The 20,595-nt window shown below is 71.6% G+C and carries 22 protein-coding genes; 14 read left to right on the forward strand and 8 right to left on the reverse strand.

Going from position 1 to position 20,595, the window contains the following annotated elements:
• Positions 1-122: 122 nt before the first annotated feature.
• Both IL992_RS14230 and IL992_RS14235 read left to right on the forward strand, forming a co-directional pair.
• Complete coding sequence (locus tag IL992_RS14230) at positions 123-569, forward strand: hypothetical protein (RefSeq protein ID WP_193203838.1); 447 nt, start codon at positions 123-125, stop codon at positions 567-569.
• Positions 566-991: a DUF3147 family protein gene (locus tag IL992_RS14235; RefSeq protein WP_193203839.1), complete on the forward strand. Its 426-nt coding sequence runs from the start codon at positions 566-568 to the stop codon at positions 989-991. Before IL992_RS14230 ends, IL992_RS14235 begins: the two co-directional genes overlap by 4 nt.
• Before the next feature lie 49 nt (positions 992-1,040).
• On the opposite strand, the gene IL992_RS46200 is transcribed toward IL992_RS14235, so the two are convergent.
• Positions 1,041-1,232, reverse strand: a complete 192-nt coding sequence (locus IL992_RS46200; protein ID WP_226872954.1) for a hypothetical protein — start codon at positions 1,230-1,232, stop codon at positions 1,041-1,043.
• Positions 1,233-1,765: 533 nt separating this feature from the next.
• Here IL992_RS46200 and IL992_RS48925 point away from each other — a divergent pair.
• Complete coding sequence (locus tag IL992_RS48925; RefSeq protein ID WP_226872988.1) at positions 1,766-2,128, forward strand: RICIN domain-containing protein; 363 nt, start codon at positions 1,766-1,768, stop codon at positions 2,126-2,128.
• Here IL992_RS48925 and IL992_RS14250 read toward each other — a convergent pair.
• Entirely contained in the window at positions 2,058-2,702 is a 645-nt protein-coding gene (locus IL992_RS14250; RefSeq protein ID WP_193203841.1) for an isochorismatase family protein, read from the reverse strand. The two genes, IL992_RS48925 and IL992_RS14250, sit on opposite strands and share 71 nt — an antisense overlap.
• 94 nt (positions 2,703-2,796) lie before the next feature.
• Between IL992_RS14250 and IL992_RS14255 the strand changes: the two genes are divergently transcribed.
• The 6 genes from IL992_RS14255 (at position 2,797) to IL992_RS14280 (ending at position 8,215) form a co-directional block, all read left to right on the forward strand.
• The gene (locus IL992_RS14255) at positions 2,797-3,429 is read left to right on the forward strand and encodes a TetR/AcrR family transcriptional regulator (RefSeq protein ID WP_193203842.1); all 633 of its coding nucleotides are present in this window, start codon (positions 2,797-2,799) and stop codon (positions 3,427-3,429) included.
• A gap of 148 nt (positions 3,430-3,577) precedes the next feature.
• Complete coding sequence (locus tag IL992_RS14260) at positions 3,578-4,852, forward strand: cytochrome ubiquinol oxidase subunit I (protein WP_193203843.1); 1,275 nt, start codon at positions 3,578-3,580, stop codon at positions 4,850-4,852.
• A 13-nt stretch (positions 4,853-4,865) separates the two neighbouring features.
• A complete protein-coding gene (cydB, locus tag IL992_RS14265; RefSeq protein ID WP_193203844.1) occupies positions 4,866-5,879 on the forward strand; it encodes a cytochrome d ubiquinol oxidase subunit II in 1,014 nt (337 codons plus the stop codon).
• A 103-nt stretch (positions 5,880-5,982) separates the two neighbouring features.
• Positions 5,983-6,852, forward strand: a complete 870-nt coding sequence (locus IL992_RS14270) for an MEDS domain-containing protein (RefSeq protein ID WP_193203845.1) — start codon at positions 5,983-5,985, stop codon at positions 6,850-6,852.
• On the forward strand, positions 6,842-7,645 hold the full coding sequence (locus IL992_RS14275) for an ATP-binding protein (protein WP_193203846.1): 804 nt from the start codon (positions 6,842-6,844) through the stop codon (positions 7,643-7,645). The genes IL992_RS14270 and IL992_RS14275 overlap by 11 nt, the downstream gene beginning before the upstream one ends.
• 27 nt (positions 7,646-7,672) lie before the next feature.
• Positions 7,673-8,215, forward strand: a complete 543-nt coding sequence (locus tag IL992_RS14280; RefSeq protein ID WP_193203847.1) for a hypothetical protein — start codon at positions 7,673-7,675, stop codon at positions 8,213-8,215.
• Positions 8,216-8,227: 12 nt separating this feature from the next.
• On the opposite strand, the gene IL992_RS14285 is transcribed toward IL992_RS14280, so the two are convergent.
• The 3 genes from IL992_RS14285 to IL992_RS14295 form a co-directional block, all read right to left on the reverse strand.
• A complete protein-coding gene (locus IL992_RS14285) occupies positions 8,228-9,274 on the reverse strand; it encodes a glucose 1-dehydrogenase (protein ID WP_193203848.1) in 1,047 nt (348 codons plus the stop codon).
• Positions 9,274-11,091 carry a glycoside hydrolase family 15 protein gene (locus IL992_RS14290; RefSeq protein ID WP_193203849.1) on the reverse strand — a complete coding sequence of 606 codons (1,818 nt, stop codon included), beginning with the start codon at positions 11,089-11,091 and terminating at the stop codon, positions 9,274-9,276. Before IL992_RS14290 ends, IL992_RS14285 begins: the two co-directional genes overlap by 1 nt.
• Before the next feature lie 214 nt (positions 11,092-11,305).
• A complete protein-coding gene (locus IL992_RS14295; RefSeq protein ID WP_226872955.1) occupies positions 11,306-11,701 on the reverse strand; it encodes a winged helix-turn-helix transcriptional regulator in 396 nt (131 codons plus the stop codon).
• 49 nt (positions 11,702-11,750) lie between these two features.
• Between IL992_RS14295 and IL992_RS14300 the strand changes: the two genes are divergently transcribed.
• Positions 11,751-12,647: an NAD(P)-dependent oxidoreductase gene (locus IL992_RS14300; protein ID WP_193203850.1), complete on the forward strand. Its 897-nt coding sequence runs from the start codon at positions 11,751-11,753 to the stop codon at positions 12,645-12,647.
• Positions 12,648-12,742: 95 nt separating this feature from the next.
• On the opposite strand, the gene IL992_RS14305 is transcribed toward IL992_RS14300, so the two are convergent.
• A complete protein-coding gene (locus IL992_RS14305; protein ID WP_193203851.1) occupies positions 12,743-14,932 on the reverse strand; it encodes a peptidase domain-containing ABC transporter in 2,190 nt (729 codons plus the stop codon).
• Positions 14,933-15,165: 233 nt separating this feature from the next.
• Between IL992_RS14305 and IL992_RS14310 the strand changes: the two genes are divergently transcribed.
• The 4 genes from IL992_RS14310 to IL992_RS14325 all read left to right on the forward strand — a co-directional run bounded on the left by IL992_RS14310 (position 15,166) and on the right by IL992_RS14325 (position 17,622).
• Positions 15,166-15,321 carry a hypothetical protein gene (locus IL992_RS14310; RefSeq protein ID WP_193203852.1) on the forward strand — a complete coding sequence of 52 codons (156 nt, stop codon included), beginning with the start codon at positions 15,166-15,168 and terminating at the stop codon, positions 15,319-15,321.
• Positions 15,322-15,339: 18 nt separating this feature from the next.
• Complete coding sequence (locus IL992_RS14315) at positions 15,340-15,492, forward strand: hypothetical protein (RefSeq protein WP_193203853.1); 153 nt, start codon at positions 15,340-15,342, stop codon at positions 15,490-15,492.
• A 65-nt stretch (positions 15,493-15,557) separates the two neighbouring features.
• Positions 15,558-16,544: an MvdC/MvdD family ATP grasp protein gene (locus tag IL992_RS14320; RefSeq protein ID WP_193203854.1), complete on the forward strand. Its 987-nt coding sequence runs from the start codon at positions 15,558-15,560 to the stop codon at positions 16,542-16,544.
• A 1-nt stretch (position 16,545) separates the two neighbouring features.
• Positions 16,546-17,622: a TIGR04500 family putative peptide maturation system protein gene (locus IL992_RS14325; protein WP_193203855.1), complete on the forward strand. Its 1,077-nt coding sequence runs from the start codon at positions 16,546-16,548 to the stop codon at positions 17,620-17,622.
• Between the two features lie 172 nt (positions 17,623-17,794).
• Here the strand turns inward: IL992_RS14325 and argG are convergent, their stop codons facing one another.
• Positions 17,795-19,243, reverse strand: a complete 1,449-nt coding sequence (argG, locus tag IL992_RS14330) for an argininosuccinate synthase (RefSeq protein ID WP_193203856.1) — start codon at positions 19,241-19,243, stop codon at positions 17,795-17,797.
• Between the two features lie 89 nt (positions 19,244-19,332).
• On the reverse strand, positions 19,333-20,529 hold the full coding sequence (locus IL992_RS14335; RefSeq protein ID WP_193203857.1) for an ROK family transcriptional regulator: 1,197 nt from the start codon (positions 20,527-20,529) through the stop codon (positions 19,333-19,335).
• Between the last annotated feature and the right edge of the window lie 66 nt (positions 20,530-20,595).

Here is a 20,595-nt window from a genome sequence, read left to right on the forward strand (position 1 = left end):
ACGGGCTCTGTACACGGCCCACGCCGGGGGTTTCGGGCGTTCCCGCGCCGGAAATCAACGCGGTTCAACCGGCGAGTGGCGCCCCCCGAACATCTGTGTCGGCTCGGGGGAGGGGACACGGCGTGGGCGAGGTGACCGACCAGATCGTGGAGGTCGTCCTGAAGGCGCTGGCCGGAGGCGTCTTCGTGCTGGCCTTCGCGGCGCTGGCCGAGATGCTGACGCCGAAACGGCTCGCCGGGGTGTTCTCCGCCGCCCCTTCTGTCGCCCTGGCCAGCCTCATCGTCACCGCGGGCATCGCCGGCGTCTCCGACGTCCTCGCCTCGGCCCTGGGTATGCAGATCGGCGCTGTCGGTTTCACCCTCTACTGCCTGATCGCCGTTCCCCTGCTGCGCAGGTGGGGTGCCTGGTGGGGGGCGCTGGCCGCGCTCTCCGTCTGGGGCGTCGCCGTGGCCGCCGGGTACGCGCTGGCGCCTCAGGGCCTGCTCGGTGTCCGGGCCACGGCGGTCCCCGCTCCGCTCCCGCGGCCGGCGGCTTCGGAACTCTCCCCGCCACCGGCGCGCCTGTCATGAGCGCCCGTCGTGACGACGGCCCGGCTCCCGGCGACGGCCGGAAGGTGCGGCTGCGGCTCAGTGAGCTGAGGCGACCACCCAGGCGCGACTGGGTGGTCCGGTTCGCGTTCGGCGCCGGGGTGTCGGCGCTCGCCGGGATGGTGTCCGTACTGGCCGGCCCGCGCGCGGGCGGGCTCTTCCTCGCGTTCCCGGCGATCCTGTTGGCGAGCGTCACCCTCATCGCCAAAGAGGAGGGCGTGCGCCAGGCCGGACAGGACGTGGGGGGTGCGACCTTCGGCGCACTCGGCCTGATCGGCTTCGCCGTCGTCGTGGCGCTCACGGTGACCCTCTGGCCGCTGTGGCTGTCCCTCACGATCGCCACCCTGACCTGGGCGGTCCTCTCTCTGGCCCTGTACGCCGCAGTGACCCGGCTCCGCCGCTAGGTCTTCCCGAGCCCGATCGTGGCGGCGCCCGGTCACGACGGCGCTCGATTCACCCCCCGGCGTTCGCCTCGGCCGCCCGGCGCGCGGCGGCCGGGTCGGCGAGGCCCTCGCCGGTCGGCTCGTAGGTGAGCAGGACCACGCCAATCGTGCTGTTGTTCCAGATGGCCTCGGTCAGCGTGGTCGACACGACGTACTTCGGCAGGGTGTTCATCGCGTCGGCGTAGCCCCCCTCGTCGGTCATCGACGGCCAGGAGGCCGCGAAGCCCTCGTAGATGACCCGTCCGAGGAGCAGTGCCGCGCCCCGCGGATCGTCTGGTCGAGACCGGCCTGCATCGAGTCCTCGCTGACGAATCCGAAAGCCCACTCGTGCGGGTTCTCGATGCCGCCGTCAAGGGTGGTGAAAACAGACAGAACTATGCGTCCCATGGCGCGTTTCCCTCATGTCGAGTGAGATGCGGCGGCGGACGTGCGCCAGTCGCCCGCGGAGAATGCGTGCGCCGCCACCCGCTGCCGCGATGGGCGATCACGTCCGCCGCCACGGCCCGCCCCCGGACGCCATCCCGAGCACCTGGGTGCTCCGGCGCCGACAGGCCGTTGTGCAAGGCCACCGTGGCCCGGGATGCGGGCGCACGTCCACACCTGGACGGTGTCCCGGACACTTCCGGACGATCTCGGACACCTCGGAGCGTGCATAGGCTGCCGTGGAAGCGCAGGGATCTACGGGAGGAAGAGAGCGTGACCGACAGCCGGCCGCGGCCGCGGACCGCTACCACGATGCTGGAGCCCTGGAACGACTGCACCGGCGTCCGGCCCGACCAGCGCTTCCGGCTCGAACCGACCGGCGGGGACGGCTACCGCATCCGCCCGGCGTCGAGCGGCCGGTGCCTCGCTGTCAACGGGGACGACGGCGAGCCCGGGGCGGAGGCCGTCGAACGGCCCTGCGCCTCCGCGGCCGGACAGACCTTCTCATCGACTCCGAATAGCCCGCCGCGCCTCAGCCTCCGATTTCGGCCCCCGTGTTTCGGCCCTGTGTTTGTCAGGCCCCGTGTTTTTCAGGCCCCGTGTTTCAGGCCGCCGTGGGCGCGAGCTTCCCCTGGTGCACACCGGCGAAGAACGTGCGGCCCGCCATCGTCATAGCCGGCTGGAACTCGGTCATCAACTGCGTGCGGTACGGCGCGTCGGCGAAGCGCGGCTCCAACTGGAACTCGGCGGCCAGCGACCACCAGGTGACCGGCACGACGCCGGACATCGCCATCCGCTGCACCGCCGCGTCGTGCGCCTCCCTGCTGAGGCTCGCCGTGGCGTCCACCACGACGTACGCCTCGTAGCCCTCGCGCAACGCGCCCAGCGCGGTCTGCAGCACGCAGCCGTCGGTGGCGATGCCGCCGATGACCAGCCTGCGGCGGCCGGTGGCACGGACGGCCTCGCCGAAGGCCGGGTCGAGGAAGGAGTTGAACGCCGTCGTGCGCTCGATCACCGGCCGGTCGCCGATGACCTCCAGCAGTTCCGGGTAGAGCGGGCCCGAGGGCTTGGACGCCTCGCCGTTGGTCACCACCAGGCCGCTGCCGTACAACGTGGCGGTCTTGGCGAGGCCCACGACGTTGGCGATGTGCTCGCGCAGGTCGTGCGAGCGGAGCAGGTTGGCGAAACCGACGGCGTAGTCGACCAGGACCACGGTGGTGTCGTCGGGGGAAAGCGGGGCGAGGTTCATCGCGATCACTCCTGGTGTGCGAGGTCTCTAATGACCATCTGGTCAGTAATGTACGTCCACATCGCCGCTACTGTCCACGTGTACAGTAAGCGGCATGGTGTCTGACGCGTCACAGGCGAACGCCGCGGAGCCGGCGCCCGCGAGGAAGCGGGTGCGCGACCCCGAGGCACGACGAGCCGCGATCCTCGCCGCGGCCCGCTCGGTCTTCGCCGAGCGTGGGTACGCGAAGGCGACCATCAGGGAGATCGCGCAGCGGGCCGGGGTGACCCACGGGCTCGTGGTGATGCACTTCTCGTCCAAGGAGCAACTGTTCCTCGCCGCCGTGCCGGGGACGCGGGACCTCGGCGACAGCGTCCGGGGGGACGCCGACGGCCTGGCCGAGCGGGTCGCCCGCGCCTACGTCGCCCGCATGGAGTCGGCCGACAGTGCCGATCCCTTCATCGCCCTCGTACGCAGCGCCGCCGGCGATCAGGAGGCCGCCAAGGCACTGCTGCGGGCCATGCGCGAGGAGAGCATCGCCACCTACCGCACCGTGCTCACCGGCCAGGACGTCGCGCTGCGGGTCGACCTGCTCGGCGCGCACCTCATCGGGATCACGTTCAGCCGGTACGTCCTGGCCGACGGTCCCATCGCGGCCATGTCGGCCGACGAACTGACCCGCTACCTCACCATGACGCTCGACGGCATCCTGTTCGGCTCCGCCGGGGCGACCCTCTCATCCTCCTGATCGAGCCGGTGGCCCCCGATCGCCTGCCGGGCGACGTGGTTGTGAGGATATGATCCGTCCACTCTTGCGGACTTTGCGAGGAAAGGGCTGATTTGTCGCTCCACCACGCGCCCCGGACCTCTCCTCGCCGGGTGACGGGCGGACGCCGATGACGGACGAGACGCTGGCGCGCCTCCAGTTCGCGACGACGGCCGGTTTCCACTGGCTGTTCGTGATGCTCACCCTCGGCCTCGCCCCGCTGATCGCGGTGATGCACACCCGGCACGCCCTCGGCGGCGCACCGCTCATGGAGCGCATGACCCGGTTCTGGGGCCAGATCTACGTCGTGAACTACGTGCTGGGCATCGTCACCGGCCTGGTGATGGAGTTCCAGTTCGGACTCGCCTGGAGCGGGCTGGCCGAGTACGCGGGCAACGTCTTCGGCGCCCCGCTGGCACTCGAGACGATCGTCGCCTTCTTCGCCGAGTCCACCTTCCTCGGCATGTGGATCTTCGGCTGGGGGCGGCTGCCGAAGGCCGTGCACGTCACGCTGATCTGGCTGGTCACCCTCACCGCCTACGCCTCGGCGTACTGGATCATGGTGGCCAACGGCTTCCTGCAGCACCCGGTGGGGTACGAGGTGCGCGGCGGCGTCGCCTACCTCACCGACTTCGGCGCCATGCTCACCAACCCCAACGCGATCAACGCGCTGGTGCACGCCGGCACCGCCGCGCTGATGACCGGCGGCGTGTTCGTGGCGGGGGTGAGCTCCTACCACTTCCTCAAGCGGACGGCGGAGCGGGAGTTCTTCCGCGCGTCGCTGCGGCTCGGCCTGTTCGTGGCCACCCCCGCGGCGTTCGTCGCGCTCTACTACGGGTTCGTCCAGATCCCGACGCTCGTGGACACCCAGCCGATGAAGGCGGCGACCCTGCGGGGCCACATCGACGACGTCGGCTCGCTGCGGGTCGAGGACGTGCAGGCGCAACTGGCGCAGCGGTTCGGCGCGGGCGACTACCGGCCACCTTCCTGGATCGCCACCGCCTTCGACGTCATGCAGGGCGTCGGTTATCTGATCTTCCTGCTGGTCGTCGTGGCCCTCGTCCTGCTCTATAGGGACTGGTACCTCCGGTTCCGCCCGGCGGCATACCTGATGCTGGTCGCGGTTCCCCTGCCCTTCGTCGCCGCGCTCGGCGGATGGCTGCTACGCGAGGTGGGACGCCAGCCGTGGGCGGTGTACGGCGAGCTCACGACGGCCGCCGCGCGGTCGCCAGTCGGCTCGATGGCGGCGTCCCTGGTCCTGTTCTGCGGGGTGTTCCTCGCGCTGGCGGTCGCCGACTGGGCGCTGATCGCCCGGTACGCCCGCCGCGGCCCGGCCGACACCGACCTCGGCGGATCACCCGGCGACGGGCAGGCGGAGCGGCCCACCGCGTCGCTCGCCCTGTGAATGAGGAGCCCCCGTGACTCTCGAACTCGTGTGGCCGGCCCTGCTCGGGCTGCTGCTCGCCGGCTACTTCGTCCTGGCCGGTTTCGACTACGGCGTGCAGATGCTCACCCCCTGGCTCGGCCGTGACGACCGCGAGCGGCGGGCGCTGCTCAACGCCTTCGGCCCGTTCTTCCTCGGCAACGAGGTCTGGCTGGTGGCCGCGGCCGGAGTGCTGTTCGGTGCCTTCCCCTTCCTGGAAGGGCGACTGCTGTCCGGGATGTACTTCCTGTTCGCGGCGATCCTGGCCGGGATCGTCGTCGGCAACGCCGCCGTGCAGTTGCGCAGCCGACACCGGGGCGCCCCGGCGCGTCGGCTCTGGGACGGGTTGATCTTCCTGGGCGGGCTGGTGCCCGCCGTGGGATGGGGGCTCGTCACCGGCCGTCTCCTCGCCGGGGTGCCGCTGGACGCCCGGAACGCCTTCTCGCTCGGAGCCGCCGACCTGTTCCACCCCTTCGTGCTGCTGTGCGGCGCCACGACCGTCGCGGTGTTCCTCGCGCACGGGGCGTCCTTCCTGGCCTGGCGGACCGACGGCGAGCCGAGCGCGCGGGCGGCGAGGGCCGGCCGTCGCGCCCTGCTCGTGGCGGCCGTGGCGGCGGCCGCCGTCCTCGTCACCGGCTTCCTCTCCGCGGCGCGGCACGCCCTCGTCAACCCCTGGCTCGCCCTTGCGGCCGGCACGGCCCTGGTGGTCGCGCTCCTCGCCGGGGCGGCTCTGCTGCGCGCGGGCCGTACGGGCCGCGCCTTCGCCGCGACCTCGTGCGCGGCCGCCCTGCCGGTCGTCGCCCTCGGCGCGGGCCTGCACCCCTTCGTACTGGTCTCCTCCAGCGCTCCGGGCACCGGCCTGCGGCTGACGGAGGCGATGGCGGAGGCGGGCACTCTGCGGCTTCTGGCGGGCTTCGCCGCGGTCATGGTGCCGCTGATGGTGCTCTCCCAGATCTGGAGCTGGTGGATGTTCCGCGGCCGGGCCGGCCGTACGCCGACGTATCTGTAGCTCCTCCCACCATCCGAGACCGATTCTTGACGAATGCCCGTCACTAGGATGGGTACCCCGATGAGGCGGTGGGCGGCGGGGACCGCCCGGGGATGGTGGCGTGGTGACCGTCAGTGCTGAAGTTCAGATCACGGATCTGGCGATCAACGATCACGCGTGCCTGACGTTCTGCGAGCCGGAAGAACTGCTCGACCTCACCGCCGCGTTCGTACGGGACGGGCTGGCGGGAGGGCTGCGCGTCGTCTGGCTGTGCGAGGAGCCGCAGGGGGCGCTGGCCGAACTGAGCCGCCGCGGGATCGCCGTGCAGTCCGCCACCGCGAGCGGCCGGATGGACGTCGTCGCATCTCAGGAGGGCCTGCTGTCCGGGCAGGTCTTCGACGTGGATCACGCCATGGGGTGGCTGAGCTCCCAGATGGAGCTGACCTCGCACGAGGGCTACTCGGGATTGCGGGTGGCCCTCGACATGGGCTGGGCGCTGCGGCCGGTCCACGGCGTGGAGCAACTGCCCGCCTTCGAGGAGAAGATCGCGACGATCCTGCCGGACGGCAGCGTGTCGGTGCTGTGCCAGTACGACCGGGAACGTTTCGACCCGGTCACCCTCGCGTCGGTCTCCCCGTTCCACACGCGGGCGGTCGCCGCGGCCACCTACTACGACGACCCGTTGCTGCGGATCTGCCGCCAGTACGCGCCGCCCGGCATTCGGATGGCGGGGCAGATCGACCGGGCGGCCGAGGACGCCCTGGCCCTGGCGCTGAGCGAGGCGATCAGGACGGACGGCCCGCTCGTGATCAACATGGCCGAGCTGTCCTTCATCGACCTCTCCTGCACCCGGACGATCATCGACGTGGCGCGGAGCCTGGCGCCGGCCCGTACGGTCGTCCTGCGATGCAACCCCGCCATCGTGCCGCGATTCGTGCTGCTCGGCGCTCAGGGCATTCCCGGGATCAGCCTGGTGACCGCGCATGAAGGATGACGGAACCAACCACGCCTCCCACGTCGCCTCGGGCTCCGGCAGCGGGAAGCGGAGCGCCGCGACGCCGGTGCTGATCCTCGACCAGCCGTTCGACCGCGGCTCGCTCTACCCCCTGCGGGAGACGCTGGAAGCACACGCCGTCCACGCCGGGCTTCCCCACGGCCGGGCCGTGGACTTGGTGCTCACCGTCCACGAACTCGCCACCAACGCGATCTTCCACGGTTCGGGAACCGGACGGGCGAGGATCTGGCGGCTCGACGGCGTGCTGCGGTGCGAGGTCGCCGACCCCGGCTCGTCCCGGCACGACGCCGCCGAATGGCCGGTCAGGCACGGGCACGGGCTGTGGCTCGCCCGCTACCTGTCGGACCGGTTCACGATCGACTCCGGCCCGGACGGCACCGTCGCCACGGCCCATTTCACCCTCCCCAAGCCCGCGTCGCGCCGGCCCGCCACTCCGCGGCTGCGCCGTCTCGAGTCGCACGCCGTCCTGGAGCTGGACGGCGCTCTCGACGAGCAGGCGGCCCCGGAGCTCACCGCGACGGTCGGCGAGCTCGCCTCCGGCACACCGGCGCCGGGGCTGGTGATCGATCTTTCCGCGGTGACCTACTGGGACAGCACCGGCATCACCGCCCTGATCGCGGCGCAGCAACGCGTATCGGAGACCGCGTCGGGCATGCTGATCCTGACCGGCCTCGCGGCCGAGTTCGCCGAGCGCCTCGACGCCCTCAGCCCGGTTCCGTTCACGATCTGCGAGACACCCGACAAGGCGGTTCACCTGTTTCCACCTCCCTGAAGCGGGCGCATGTGCTGAAATATGCCGATGGATCGGGCGAGGCAGGCGATGGGTGAGATGCTCGTCTACCTTTTCGCGGTCTTCCTGATCACCGGCGGCGTCCTGGCGTTCTCCTACGTGCCGAGCGGCGAGACGGTCGCCTACACCGGCAGTTACGAGCCGCTGCGGGGCGTGCGGACGAGCGCCGCCTACCACTCGATCCTCGACATCAGCTTCGACGTTCGCGGCGGCCTGCTCGCACGGCAACTGCACCACCGCTGTGCGATCCTGCTCGGCCTGGGGATCGTCGTCTGGGCCCTGCTCGGCCGGTTTCGGTACGCGCTCCCGGTGCTGGGCCTGGCCGCGGTCGCCGCACTCGGCGGCTACGGGTCGGCCGACGACCTGCTGTCCGGGACCTTCCTCGCCAGGGTGCCGATCCCCGTCTGGTACGGCCTGCACCTCCTTGCGGCGCTCGCCGTGGGCGCCGTGCTGGTGATCTCCTCGCGCCGGGAGGCCGCCCGGCAGCCCAGGACGGCCGGCTTCGTGGCGGTGACCCTCGGCCTCACCGTCATGCTGGTCGTCTTGCTGTGAGCGGGAGAACCGTCACAGCTCGACGACGACCTTGACGTCCTCCGGCCCGGCGGTGAAGGCGTCGCGGAACGACTCCAGCGGCACCCTGCGGGTGATCAGCCGGTTCAGCCAGGCGAGATCGGCCTTGGCCAGGGCGTCGGCCGCGGCGGCGTAGTGGCCGAGGTTGGCGTTGACCGAGCCGATGAGCACGTCGTTCTCCAGCACGATGTCGCGGTTGAGGCTGCCCGCGTCGAGCGTGATCCGGCGCCCGGCCGAGGAGACGCCGGTGAGACAGACGATGCCGTACGGCGCGGTGTTGGCGGCCACGGCGAAGATGACAGGTCCGGCGCCGGTCGCCTCGATGACCACGTCGGGACGCACCTTCGCGGCCACCTCGCCGGCGTCCTCGGCGTGGTAGACCGCGCCGAGGTCCCGCACGAGGGCCGGTTTGGGGCCCTCCGTGACCCGGTCGAGGACGTGCACCTCCAGTCCGCGCTGCACGCCGAGCAACGCGGCGAGCAGGCCGATCGGCCCGGCGCCGGTGACCAGCGCGGTCTTCGGCGCGAACCAGGCCCTGGCGCCGACCTTCTCGACCTCGTCCCAGGCCTTGGCGACGACGCTGGTGGGTTCGAGGAGCATTCCGACGTCGGCCAGTCCGGGGTCCAGCCTGACGGCGTAACCGGGCTCGATCACCCAGCTCTGGCTGGCGTATCCGTCCAGTTCCTTGATGCCGCGCTCGGTGTAGCGGCCGTTGCGGCACATGTCGAACTGCCCGTGCGCGCAGGCGCCGCACGGCACCGGGTCGGGCCGCCGGACCACCCCGACGACCAGGTCACCGGGGGCGAAGCCGCTGCCGGAAGGCGCCTGCCGCACCCTGCCCAGCGATTCGTGGCCGATGACCAGGCGGTCGCGGCCGGGCGGGGCCCAGCCGTACTCCCCGGCGGCGATCTCCTTGTCGGTGCCGCACACGCCGACGGCGAGACCGTCGACGAGCAGGTCCCCCTCGCCCAGCTCGGGATCGGGGACCTCCGTGACGGCCAGGGAGTCCTTCTGCAGCGGAATGACGGTGAGAGCGCGCATCAGCGCTCACCTCCAACGTGCTCGTGGCCGTGCGCGACGTGCTCGGCCGGCCGGGTGCCGGACAGGTGACGGGCGGCGTTCACCAGCCCGACGTGGCTGAACGCCTGCGGGGTGTTGCCGAGTTGCCGTCCGGTGACGGGGTCGTACTCCTCGCTCAGCAGGCCGAGGTCGTTGCGCAGTCCCAGCAGCCGTTCGAACAGCTCGTACGCCTCCCGGTGGCGGCCGATGCCGTACAAGGCGTCGGCGAGCCAGAACGTGCAGGTGATGAAGGCCCCCTCGGTGCCGGGAAGGCCGTCCACCTTGCCGTCCGCCCGTGGCTGGTAACGCAGCAGGAACCCGTCGGAGCACAGCTCGCGTCGCACCGCCTCGACGGTGCCGGCCACCCGGGGGTCGTCCCAGGGCAGGAACCGCACCCGAGGGATCAGCAGCAGGGCGGCGTCCAGCCCCTTCGATCCGTAGAACTGGGTGAAGGTGCCCCGCTCGGGGTCGTAGCCGCGGTCGCACACCTCCGCGTGGATCTTGTCGCGGGTGGCGCGCCACCGATCCACGGGCCCGTCAAGGCCGAAGCGTTCGACGGCCTGCACGGCCCGGTCCAGGCCCGCCCACGCCATGACCTTGGAATGCACGAAGTGGCGGCGGTCACCGCGCACCTCCCACAGCCCGTTGTCCGGGTCGTCCCAGTGGCCCTCCAGGAAGTCCAGCAACGCCCGTTGCAGGTCCCATGCCGGCTCGTCGGCGTGGATGCCGGCCGTCCTGGCCAGGTGCAGCCCGTCGAGGACCTCGCCCCACACGTCGAGCTGGAACTGCCCGGACGCCGCGTTGCCCACCCGCACCGGAGCCGAGCCCTCGTAGCCGGCCAGCCAGTCGAGCGGGTATTCGGGCAGACGGCGCGTGCCGTCGATGCCGTACATGATCTGCAGGTCGGCCGGGTCTCCGGCCGCGGCCCGCAGCAGCCACTCCCGCCAGGCCCTGGCCTCGGCGACGAAGCCGGTGCCCAGCAGCGCCTGCAGCGTGAACGTCGCGTCGCGCAGCCAGCAGAACCGGTAGTCCCAGTTGCGCGGCCCGCCCGGCTGTTCCGGCAGCGACGTGGTGACCGCGGCCACGATGCCGCCGGTCGGCGCGTAGGTCAGCGCCTTCAGCACGACCAGCGATCGGCGCACGGCCTCCTCCCACCGGCCCTCGTATCGGAAGCCGCGCATCCACGACGTCCAGAACGCCTCCGTGTCGGCGAGGGCCTTCTCCGCGTCCACCGGACGCGGCATGCGCTCGTGCGAGGGCCGATAGGTCAGCACGAACGGCACCCGCTGCCCGGCAACCACCTCGAACTCAGCGTAGGTCGTCATGTCCTCGCCGCGGAGCGGCACCGGTGTGTTCAGCCAGGCGGCGTCCGGCCCGGCGACCGCCGCGAGCCGTCCGTCCTGGTGCCGCACCCAGGGCACGATGTGCCCGTAGTCGAACCGCAACCGCAGCGCCATCCGCATCGGCACCCGTCCGCTGACGCCTTCCACGACCCGCACCACGTCGGCCGCCGCGCCGCGCGGCGGCATCGCGTCGATCACCCGTACGGATCCCTCGGGGGTGTCCCACTCCGTCTCGAGGACGAGGGAGTCCCCGCGGTAGCGGCGGCGCGCGCAGAGCCCGCCGGCCGCGGGGGCCAGGCGCCAGAACCCCGCCCGGTCGTCGCCCAGCAGGGCGGCGAAACACGCGGGGGCGTCGAAACGGGGCAGGCACAACCAGTCGATCGACCCGTCGCGCCCCACCAGCGCCGCCGTGTGCAGGTCGCCGAGCAGCCCGTAGTCCTCGATCCGCAGTGCCACCGCGCCTCCCCCTCCGGCGGTCGATCTCGCGAACAAGGGCCGCGCTACCCGAGCAAAGGAAACGTATGCACTGTGCAAAGAAGTCGTCCGCCGGCTTCGCGGATACCCACCTTTTTGTGGGTACTTGTCCGCCGGGCCCGAGCGGCGTGAAGCTTGGTTCCGGGCGGCCGGAAGGCCGCCGGATTCAGGCGGGAACGGGGGTGACGGCGGTGTGTCAGGAGACCGGCAGGGGCTCTGGTTGCGCCTCCCCGGCCGGCGTCTCCCGGGCCGGCGTCTCCCGGGCCAGCTTCTCCAGACGGCGATGTCCCCAGTCGGACAGCGGCGCCAGCGCCTCGGAGAGCTCACGGCCGAAATCGGTCAGTGAGTACACGGTCTTCAACGGACGGCCGTCGTGCACCTCACGGTGCACCAGCCCGTCGGCCTCCATCTCCCGGAGCGTCTGAGTCAGCACCTTCTCGGTGAGGCCCGGCAGCCGCCGGACCAGCTCGCCGGGACGACGCGGAGCGGATTCCAGGAGCCAGAGCAGGATCGTCTTCCACTTGCCGTCGATCACGGCGATCGCGGCGGTGACCCCGCAGACGTTCAGGTCTCTGGCACGGCTACGCGTCATTTTCCATCCCGTTCAGCGCCATCGCCGTCATGCACGCAGGAGTTGAGACATGAGCCAGCACGCCCACCAGTCTGCCGTCACGGTGCTCGGCCTGGGGCCGATGGGCCGGGCCCTGGCCGGGGCCTTCCTGGACGCCGGCATCCGGACCACGGTCTGGAACCGGACGCCGGGCAGAGATCGAGAGTTGGCCGAGCGGGGCGCGTACGTCGCCCCCACGCCCGAGGCGGCGGTCGCCGCGAGCGAGCTGACCGTGATCTGCGTGGTGAACTACGACGCGGCGGACGCCGTCGTGCGGCGTGACGTGGTCGCCGGCGCGCTCCGGGGACGCACGCTCGTGAATCTGACCGCCGACACCCCCGACCGCGCCCGGAGCACCGCGGCCTGGGCGGCCGAGCACGGCATCGGATATCTCGACGGCGCGATCATGACGCCGACCACGACCATCGGCACCCCGGCCGCGGTGTTCCTGCACAGCGGCCCGGAGGAGCTCTACCGGCGGCACCGGCCGGTGCTGGACGCCCTCGGCGGCACGCACACCCATCTCGGTGAGGACGCCGGCCGGGCCGCGGCCTACGACATCGCGTTGCTCGACGTCTTCTGGACCGCGATGGCGGGCTACGCGCACGCGCTGGCGGTGGCGCGGGCCGAGGGAGTGACCGCGCGGGAGCTGGCGCCGTACGCCAAGGGCATCGGCGCGATCCTGCCGCCCATCTTCGAGGAGGCGGCGGAGGAGGTGGACAGCGGCGGGTTCTCCGGCGAGGGCAACCCGATCACCTCGGCGGCCTCGTCCATGGCCCACATCGTCCACACCTCGGAGGCCCACGGCATCGACGCGGGCGTGATGCGGGCGGCCGAGGGCTGGGCCCGCCGCGTCATCGCGCAGGGCCACGGCGCCGACGGGTTCATCCGGATCACCGAGATCTTGAACCCCCGCGCCCGCGCCTGACCCGGCTTCCCGCCGTTACGCCGGACGGGCCGTAGGGAGCGTCAACGGCGGTTCTCCTCTCCTCCCTCCCACCATCCCGCACCACGGGGACTGCGTCAGTCGCCGAGGTGGGACAGGCCGAAGCCGTGTGGGACGCCCGAGGCGGCGTCGGAACCGACCAGACGCGCGTACGGTCCCCCCGCGCGCAGCAGGCCGGCATGCGTGCCGGCCTCCACGACCCGGCCGCCGTCCATGACGAGGATGAGGTCGGCGTCCCGCACGGTGCTCAGCCGGTGCGCGATCACGATGCGGGTCATGTCCAGCCGGGCGAGGTTGGCCTCGATCGCCGCCTCCGTCGTCGTGTCCAGGTGGCTGGTGGCCTCGTCCAGGAGCAGCACCTTCGGCCGGGACAGCAGAGCCCGCGCGAGGGCGACGCGCTGCCGCTGCCCCCCGGACAGGCCGCCTCCCTCCGCGAGCATCGTCCCGTAGCCCATCGGCATGGCGATGACGTCGTCGTGGACGCACGCCAGCCGGGCCGCCTCGGCGATGTCCTCCGCCGACGCGTCGGGCGCGTTGAGCGCGATGTTCTCGGCGATCGTGCCGGTGAACAGCACGGGATCCTGCGGCACCACCGCGAACTGGCGGCGTAGCGCGCCGGGGTCGAACCGGGAGGCGGGGAGGCCGTCGTAGCGGATCTCCCCCTCGTCGGGGGTGAAGAGCCCGAGCAGCAGCCGGGCGAGGGTCGTCTTGCCCGAGCCGGACCGGCCCACCAGGGCGACCTTCTGGCCCGCCGCCACCTCCAGGCTGACGTCCCGCACCACCCACGGCGCCCCGGCCGCGTAGCGGAAGCCCACGCCTCCGGCGCTGACGCGGCCGCTCACCCGGGCGGTCACCGGGTTCGCGGGGACGGGCTCCGCCTCGGCCCCCCAGACGCCGGCCAGGCGCTCGACGTACGGGCGCGCGGACTGGAGCCCCTGGAGGCCGCCGACGAGCGAGGACAGCAGGGACAGCGCGACGGCCGCCAGCGCCTGCAGCGCGAGCATCTCTCCCAGGGACATCTCCCCGGCCACGACCTGCCGGGCCCCGACCCACACCAGGACCAGCGGGGCCGTGAACCTGAGCGCGTCCAGCACCGCCTGTTGCAGGCCCTGGGCCCGGCCGCTGCGCCTGGCCCGGTTCACGTACGTCCCGAGCAGCCTCGCCCACCGATGCCGGATGCGGGGTTCGGAGCCCGACGCCTTCACCGTCTCGATGCCCCGCACCACCTCGACGAGCCGGCCCTGGACGTCGCTGCGCGTGTCCGCCTCGCGGCGCGCGAGGTCGCCCACGTGCTGCCGGGTCGCCAGCAACAGGGTGACCTGGGCCGCCGCGAAGGCCAGGAGGCAGGCGCCGGTCAGCGGATTGCGCACGGCCACCGTCGCCAGGTATCCCAGGGCCAGCGGCCCGTCGAACACCGCGAGGAGGGCCTGGCCGATCACGATCTCCCGGATCAGCACGGTTCCCATGACCTTGTTGGACAGGTCCACCGAGCTCCGCCCGGCGAAGAACCGGAACGGCGCCGCGAGCAGCCGCGTCGCAGTGGTCTCCAGCAGGTCGGCGTCCGCACGGACGCGCAGGGCCGCGAGCGTGACCGCCCGTAGGACCCCGATCGCCGCGTGCGCGGCGAAGACCGCGACCACGCCCGCCCCGAGAGCGGCGATCAGGTCCCGCTCGCCCGCGAGGACCACCCGGTCGACGATCAGTTCCGTCAGGATGGGAAGCGCGAGCCCGAACCCCTGCACCACGACGCTGAGCAGTGCCAGCAGGGCGACCAGGGACCGCCGGGCGGCGAAGGCGGTGCGGACGAGCTGGAACCACGCGCGGCCCGGCCTGTCGCCGAACCGCCCGCGCGCGAATCCCGGCCCCGGTTCGAAGACGAGCGCCACCTCGCCGAAGGACTCGGCGAACTCCTCCTCGCTGATCCGGTGACGTCCCGCTCCCGGGTCCACGACCTCGACACGGCCGCGCCGCACGCCCTCCAGGACGACGAAGTGGCGCGACTCCCAATAGACCACGGCGGGGAGGGGGACGTGCCGGATCCTGTCCGCCGGGAGGGAGAACGCCCGGGCGGTGAGGCCCCGCCGGCGCGCCGCCTCGATGATCGACAGGGCGTTCGCGCCGTCTCGCCCGACGCCCATCTCGTCGGCGAGCGCGCGGACCGTGGTGTGGTGCCCGTACGTCCCGAGGATCATGGCGAGGCAGGCCGCGCCGCATTCGGTCATGGAGTCCTGATACTTCAGCGGAACTCTCGTGCGAATGAACCTCATGGACCCCGGAGTGTTCCCCGGCCCACTGGGGATCCGCTTGCATCGCCTCGCGGGAAATTCACGGTCCGCGCACCGGCGCGGCCCGATGTGAAGGTCCGGAAACCGGACTCCACCTCGGATTGCAGTCGCCCGCAAGCCACACTCAGCCTGCCCGCAAGGCGATCACAAGATCTTCCGCCGAGCCTGAGATCGGCGGGAGCCGCCCGGCTCCCGGGGAAAAGGAGGTGGCCCGCATGGGCAAGGCGCCGCGCACGGAACTGCGCGAGATCTCGGAGATCGGCACCGAGCTCGACGAGAGCCGGCTTCAGGGCATCAACGGCGGGATGTACTCGGACGGGGCGTTCAGCCTCACCGGCTGGGCCGGCACCCGCGACGACGTGTACTGCTAGGACGGGGAAGACATCGACATGACCACGCGAACCGTACTCGCCGACATCGACGCGATCGGCGCCGAGCTGAACGAGGAGTCCCTGCGGGGGATCAGCGGCGGCATGTGGCCCGAATACAACACGGGCTCGTACGCCAACAACATGTGCTCCTGGGACGACATCGCCCTCTGAGCACCGGCGGTGGGAGCACCCCTGTGGTGCTCCCACCCTCCCCGACGACCACGAAAGGCCCCGCGATGCCCTCCCCGCACGTCCTCATCCTCACCGGTGCGGACGACCCCCACGCCGATCGGGTGGGCGCGATGCTCACCGGCCGCGGAGCGCGGGTCACCGTCTTCGACCCCGGCGACTTCCCCGTCACCTGGCGGGTGGACCTGACGTACGCGGCGGACGGCCTCCTGCGGCGCGTCCTGCGCGACGGGAAACGGGAGATCGCCCTCGACACGGTCACCGCGGTGTGGTGGCGCCGCCCCACCCCGCCCGCGCCGCACCCCGAGATAGCCGACCCGGCGGTCGCCGCGCATGCGGGCAAGGAGTGTCAGAGCCTGCTCGGCGACCTGTGGGAGCACCTGCCGTGCCCGCAGCTGCCCGCACGCGAGTCGGTCTGGCGCCGATCCGGCCAGAAGGCGTCCCAGCTCGCCCTCGCGGCCGAGCTCGGCTTCGCCATACCGGAGACCCTGATCACCACGGACCCGGAGTCGTTCCTCGACTTCCACGAGCGGCACGAGGGCCGGATCATCACCAAGTCGTTCCACATCCCCTTCATCGAGGGGGTCGGGGACGGCCTCACCGTCACGCGGCTGAGCGATCCCGTGTCGCCGCGCGATCTGGCGTACGCCGACGGGCTGCGGTTCTGCCCGATGATCGTGCAGGAGCAGGTGCCGAAGCGTCTGGAACTGCGCGTCACCATCGTGGGCCGCCGGATATTCGCCGCCGAGATCCACTCCCAGGTGTCCAACCGGTCCAGCGTCGACTGGCGGCGCTACGACACCCGAGTCACCCCGCACCGCCCGCACCGCCTGCCGGACGAGGTGGCCGCCCGCTGCCTCGCCCTCATGGAGCGTCTCGGCCTCGAGTACGGCGCGATCGACCTTATCCTCACCCCGGACGATCGCCACGTGTTCCTCGAGGTGAACCCCAACGCGCAGTGGTTGTGGGTGGAGTACCTCACCGGCCTGCCGATCAGCGAGGCCGTCTGCGACCACCTCCTCCAAGGAGCCTGACGTGCCGATCTTCTCCGACCACCTGCTGACCGACGTCCTGGCCTTCCTGTGGCGAATCGGCGATGCGGAGCCGGCCGAGGCGAAGCGGCTGCTCGGCGGCCTGCGCGCCGAGCACCCGGGCGTGCCCATGCGTCTGGTGTGGCAGCGCGACTTCCCCGGCGGGAGCCGCCACTACGACATGCTGATCTCCGCGCCGGACGGCACGGTGTCGGTCGCCTTCGCGCCCGCCCGCGCGATCCCGTGGCCGCTGCGGGGCAGCCACAACGCGGGTGAGCAGGTCGTGGTCCGCGTCGACGGTGTGGACGTCAAGATGGAGCAGGCCATGGCCGTGCTGGACGGGCTCTGGGGCGACTCCTCCCTGGCGGTCCGGCTCGTGAACGCCGCCCTGGTCGAACAGGAGCTGGAGCGCGATCCGGTCGAGCTGCCCGCGGAGGAACTCCAGAACGCCGTGGACGCCTTCCGGCGGGCCCGGGGTTTGCTCACGGTGGAGGCCACGCGGGAGTGGATGGCGGAACGCGGGCTCGACCACGCCGCGCTGGAGGAGATCGTCCGCCAGGAGGCCGCCATCGCCGGACTGCGCCGGCGCGTGACCGGCGACGCGGCCGAGCTGTTCGCCGCCGCTCCGGGCGACTACGACCGGTTGCGTGTGGTGCGATCGCGCTACGCCCGCCCGGAGGACGCCGAGGCCGGGGTCGCCCGGCTCCGGGAGGCGGGACGGTCCGCACCGACGGAGGATCTGCTCGCCGTGGCCGCCGCCGAGGCGTTCGAGCACGGCGCGGACGTCCGCCTGGCGCCGACGTACCGCTGCGACCTCGGACCGGACGCCGCCGAGGCCGGGGCCGGGGACGTCCTCCACCGGGCCGGAGGGGAGCCGGTGGTCACCTGCGTGCTCGGGGTCCGGCCCGCCGTGTTCGACGACGAGACCCGGCGGGCGATCGAGCAGCGGATCTTCGATCGCTGGCTGACCGCTCGGCGCCGTGAGGCGAGCGTCGAGTGGATGTGGGGCACCGCGCGGCGGACCGACTCGGTCACCCGGGCGCTCCGCGCGTCCGCGCCGGCCGCGTCCGAGGTCCCCTGAGCGAGCGTCGGCGGACGCATCGCTGCTTCAACCGGCTCGAACAGTTCCGTGCCCTGGCCACCCGCGACGACAACACCGCCACCGGAGGGGCGCCGTCCTGCCGCCGCGGTCGGGAGGTGCGTCTCCTCATCCGCCGGGGCACCCGGCGGGCCGGGCGCCCCGGTCGTGGCTGTCAGTCGGTGCCGAGCTCCATGGCGGCCTGGTCGAGGAGCTCCTCCTCGGTGGAGGCCTCGCCGCGAGAGGCGATCGCCTCGGCCCCACCCTCGGGCATCGCGCCGATCAGCCCGGTCGAGGCCGCCTGGGCGGCGCCGATCAGCGCCGGCTGCTGGCTGCCGACCATGCCGAGCCGGGCGTACTGCTCCAGCTTGGCGCGAGAGTCTGCGATGTCGAGGTTACGCATCGTCAGCTGCCCGATGCGGTCCACGGGGCCGAAGGCGGAGTCCTCGGTGCGCTCCATGGAGAGCTTGTCCGGGTGGTAGCTGAACGCCGGTCCGGACGTGTCCAGCACGGAGTAGTCCTCACCGCGCCGCAACCGCAGGGTCACCTGTCCGGTCACCGCCATGCCGACCCAGCGCTGCAGCGACTCGCGCAGCATCAGGGCCTGCGGGTCCAGCCAGCGGCCCTCGTAGAGCAGCCTGCCGAGCCGCCGCCCCTCGATGTGGTAGCTGGCGAGGGTGTCCTCGTTGTGGATCGCGTTGACCAGCCGCTCGTAGGCCGCGTGCAGCAGCGCCATGCCCGGCGCCTCGTAGATGCCCCGGCTCTTGGCCTCGATGATCCGGTTCTCTATCTGGTCGGACATGCCCAGTCCGTGGCGGCCGCCGATGGCGTTGGCCTCCAGCACCAGATCGACGGCGGAGGGGAACTCCTTGCCGTTGATCGTCACCGGACGTCCCTGCTCGAAGCCGATCGTGACGTCCTCGGTGACGATCTCGACGGCCGGGTCCCAGAAGCGCACACCCATGATGGGATCGACGATCTCGATGCCCGTGTCGAGGTGCTCGAGCGACTTGGCCTCGTGGGTCGCGCCCCAGATGTTCGCGTCGGTGGAGTAAGCCTTCTCCACGCTGTCCCGGTAGGGCAGCCCGTGGGCGAGCAGCCACTCGGACATCTCCTTGCGCCCGCCGAGCTCGTTGACGAAGTCGGCGTCCAGCCACGGCTTGTAGATCCGCAGGGAGGGGTTGGCGAGCAGGCCGTAGCGGTAGAACCGCTCGATGTCGTTGCCCTTGAAGGTGGAGCCGTCTCCCCAGATCTGCACGCCGTCCTCGAGCATCGCGCGCACCAGCAGGGTGCCGGTGACGGCCCGCCCGAGCGGGGTCGTGTTGAAGTACGTGCGGCCGCCGGACCTGATGTGGAACGCCCCGCAGGCCAGGGCCGCGAGTCCCTCCTCGACCAGGGCCGCCCGGCAGTCGACCAGCCGGGAGATCTCCGCGCCGTACGCGGTGGCACGCCCCGGCACCGAGGCGATGTCAGGTTCGTCGTACTGGCCGATTTCGGCGGTGTAGGTGCACGGCACTGCACCCTTCTCCCGCATCCACGCGACCGCTACCGAAGTGTCGAGGCCACCGGAGAAGGCGATCCCGACACGCTCGCCGACAGGCAGAGAAGTGAGCACCTTGGACACGAGTAGAATATATACACGGGAATGCATGATCATGCAATCCCGTCCGGCCGGATGTCCTCATCGGCGGGCCGTCCGGGGGCGAGCGCCGATCACCGGGGGAAGCTGTAGACCTCTTCGCTCACGAGCCTGGCCGCGCCGATGACACCGGCCTGCGGGCCGAGGTCGCTCATCATGATCGGAAGATTCCTGGTGGCGAGGGGCAGCGAGCGGCGGTAGATGGCGCCGCGGATCTCGGCGAGCAGGACGTGACCCAGTAACGTGAGCCCACCGCCCAGCACGATGAGGCTCGGGTTGAAGAACGACACCAGGCCCGCCAGCACCTCGCCCACGCGCCGTCCGCCGTCGCGCACCATCTGGACGGACGTCGCGTCACCGGCGGCGACCGCCTCGCCCACCTGCGCGGCGGTCAGCGTGCCATCGCGTTCGAGGAGTTCCCTGAGCAGGGGCGAGCCCCCCGACCGGGCCACGGCGAGCGCTTCGCGGGCCAGCGCCTCGCCGCCGAAGGACGCCTCCAGGCATCCCGTGTTGCCGCAGGTGCAGATCTCGCCGGAGTCGGCGACCGGTATGTGTCCGATATCCCCCGCGCACCCGTCCATGCCGCGATAGAGCTCACCCTTGGCCACGATTCCGCAGCCGATGCCCGTGCCGACCTTGACGAACAGGAAGTTCTCGACCGTGCTCGCCGCACCGGCGTGTTGTTCGCCCAGGGCCATTACATTGACATCGTTGTCCAGTACGACCGGACAATCGAACTGCCCGCCGAGGACATCGCGGACCGGATAACCGTCCCACCCCGGCATGATCGGTGGCGACACCGGGATACCGCGGGAGAAGTCCACCGGGCCGGGCACGCCGACGCCGACTCCCATCGGCTGGTCCACTCCCAATTTCAGGAGCAGTCGGCGGCTCTGTTCCATGGCGAGTTCGAGCACGGGCTCGGGGCCCTGGCGTACGTCGTATTCCGTGCGTTCGAACGCGAGGACGCGCAGCCTGCCGTCGGTCACCGCCGTGGACACCGAGGTCGCGCCGATGGCGATGCCGACGAATCGAACCCGGCCGGCGAGATCGATGACGGTCGACCGGCGGCCTCCACGAGACGCGGCCGGGCCGATTTCCTCGACGAGTTGAAGCGCCACGAGCCGGCCGAGTTCCACCCCGATCGTCGTACGTGACACTTCGAAGTGGTCCGACAGCTGAATGCGAGATTGCGGACCGCTGTCACGCAATCGCGTAAGTATTTTGGCCTGGAGCCGCGTTTCGGCTCGCCCTGGCACCGAAGTCTCCATCTCCCAAGTTTCTCACCGGGTGACGCCCGATCCGTCATCCTTACGAACCCGGCACCGGCCCGAATT

This window comes from Microbispora sitophila, assembly GCF_014892245.1.
In the GTDB taxonomy this organism is placed as follows: domain Bacteria; phylum Actinomycetota; class Actinomycetes; order Streptosporangiales; family Streptosporangiaceae; genus Microbispora; species Microbispora siamensis.

Bases quoted from the DNA above. Each gene is read 5' to 3' on its own strand.
- IL992_RS14235 (WP_193203839.1), top strand. From the start codon at position 566: ATGAGCGCCCGTCGTGACGACGGCCCGGCTCCCGGCGACGGCCGGAAG.
- IL992_RS46200 (WP_226872954.1), bottom strand. From the start codon at position 1,232: ATGACCGACGAGGGGGGCTACGCCGACGCGATGAACACCCTGCCGAAG.
- IL992_RS48925 (WP_226872988.1), top strand. From the start codon at position 1,766: ATGCTGGAGCCCTGGAACGACTGCACCGGCGTCCGGCCCGACCAGCGC.
- IL992_RS14250 (WP_193203841.1), bottom strand. From the start codon at position 2,702: ATGAACCTCGCCCCGCTTTCCCCCGACGACACCACCGTGGTCCTGGTC.
- IL992_RS14255 (WP_193203842.1), top strand. From the start codon at position 2,797: ATGGTGTCTGACGCGTCACAGGCGAACGCCGCGGAGCCGGCGCCCGCG.
- IL992_RS14260 (WP_193203843.1), top strand. From the start codon at position 3,578: ATGACGGACGAGACGCTGGCGCGCCTCCAGTTCGCGACGACGGCCGGT.
- IL992_RS14275 (WP_193203846.1), top strand. From the start codon at position 6,842: ATGAAGGATGACGGAACCAACCACGCCTCCCACGTCGCCTCGGGCTCC.
- IL992_RS14280 (WP_193203847.1), top strand. From the start codon at position 7,673: ATGGATCGGGCGAGGCAGGCGATGGGTGAGATGCTCGTCTACCTTTTC.
- IL992_RS14285 (WP_193203848.1), bottom strand. From the start codon at position 9,274: ATGCGCGCTCTCACCGTCATTCCGCTGCAGAAGGACTCCCTGGCCGTC.
- IL992_RS14295 (WP_226872955.1), bottom strand. From the start codon at position 11,701: ATGACGCGTAGCCGTGCCAGAGACCTGAACGTCTGCGGGGTCACCGCC.
- IL992_RS14300 (WP_193203850.1), top strand. From the start codon at position 11,751: ATGAGCCAGCACGCCCACCAGTCTGCCGTCACGGTGCTCGGCCTGGGG.
- IL992_RS14305 (WP_193203851.1), bottom strand. From the start codon at position 14,932: ATGAGGTTCATTCGCACGAGAGTTCCGCTGAAGTATCAGGACTCCATG.
- IL992_RS14310 (WP_193203852.1), top strand. From the start codon at position 15,166: ATGGGCAAGGCGCCGCGCACGGAACTGCGCGAGATCTCGGAGATCGGC.
- IL992_RS14315 (WP_193203853.1), top strand. From the start codon at position 15,340: ATGACCACGCGAACCGTACTCGCCGACATCGACGCGATCGGCGCCGAG.
- IL992_RS14320 (WP_193203854.1), top strand. From the start codon at position 15,558: ATGCCCTCCCCGCACGTCCTCATCCTCACCGGTGCGGACGACCCCCAC.
- IL992_RS14335 (WP_193203857.1), bottom strand. From the start codon at position 20,529: ATGGAGACTTCGGTGCCAGGGCGAGCCGAAACGCGGCTCCAGGCCAAA.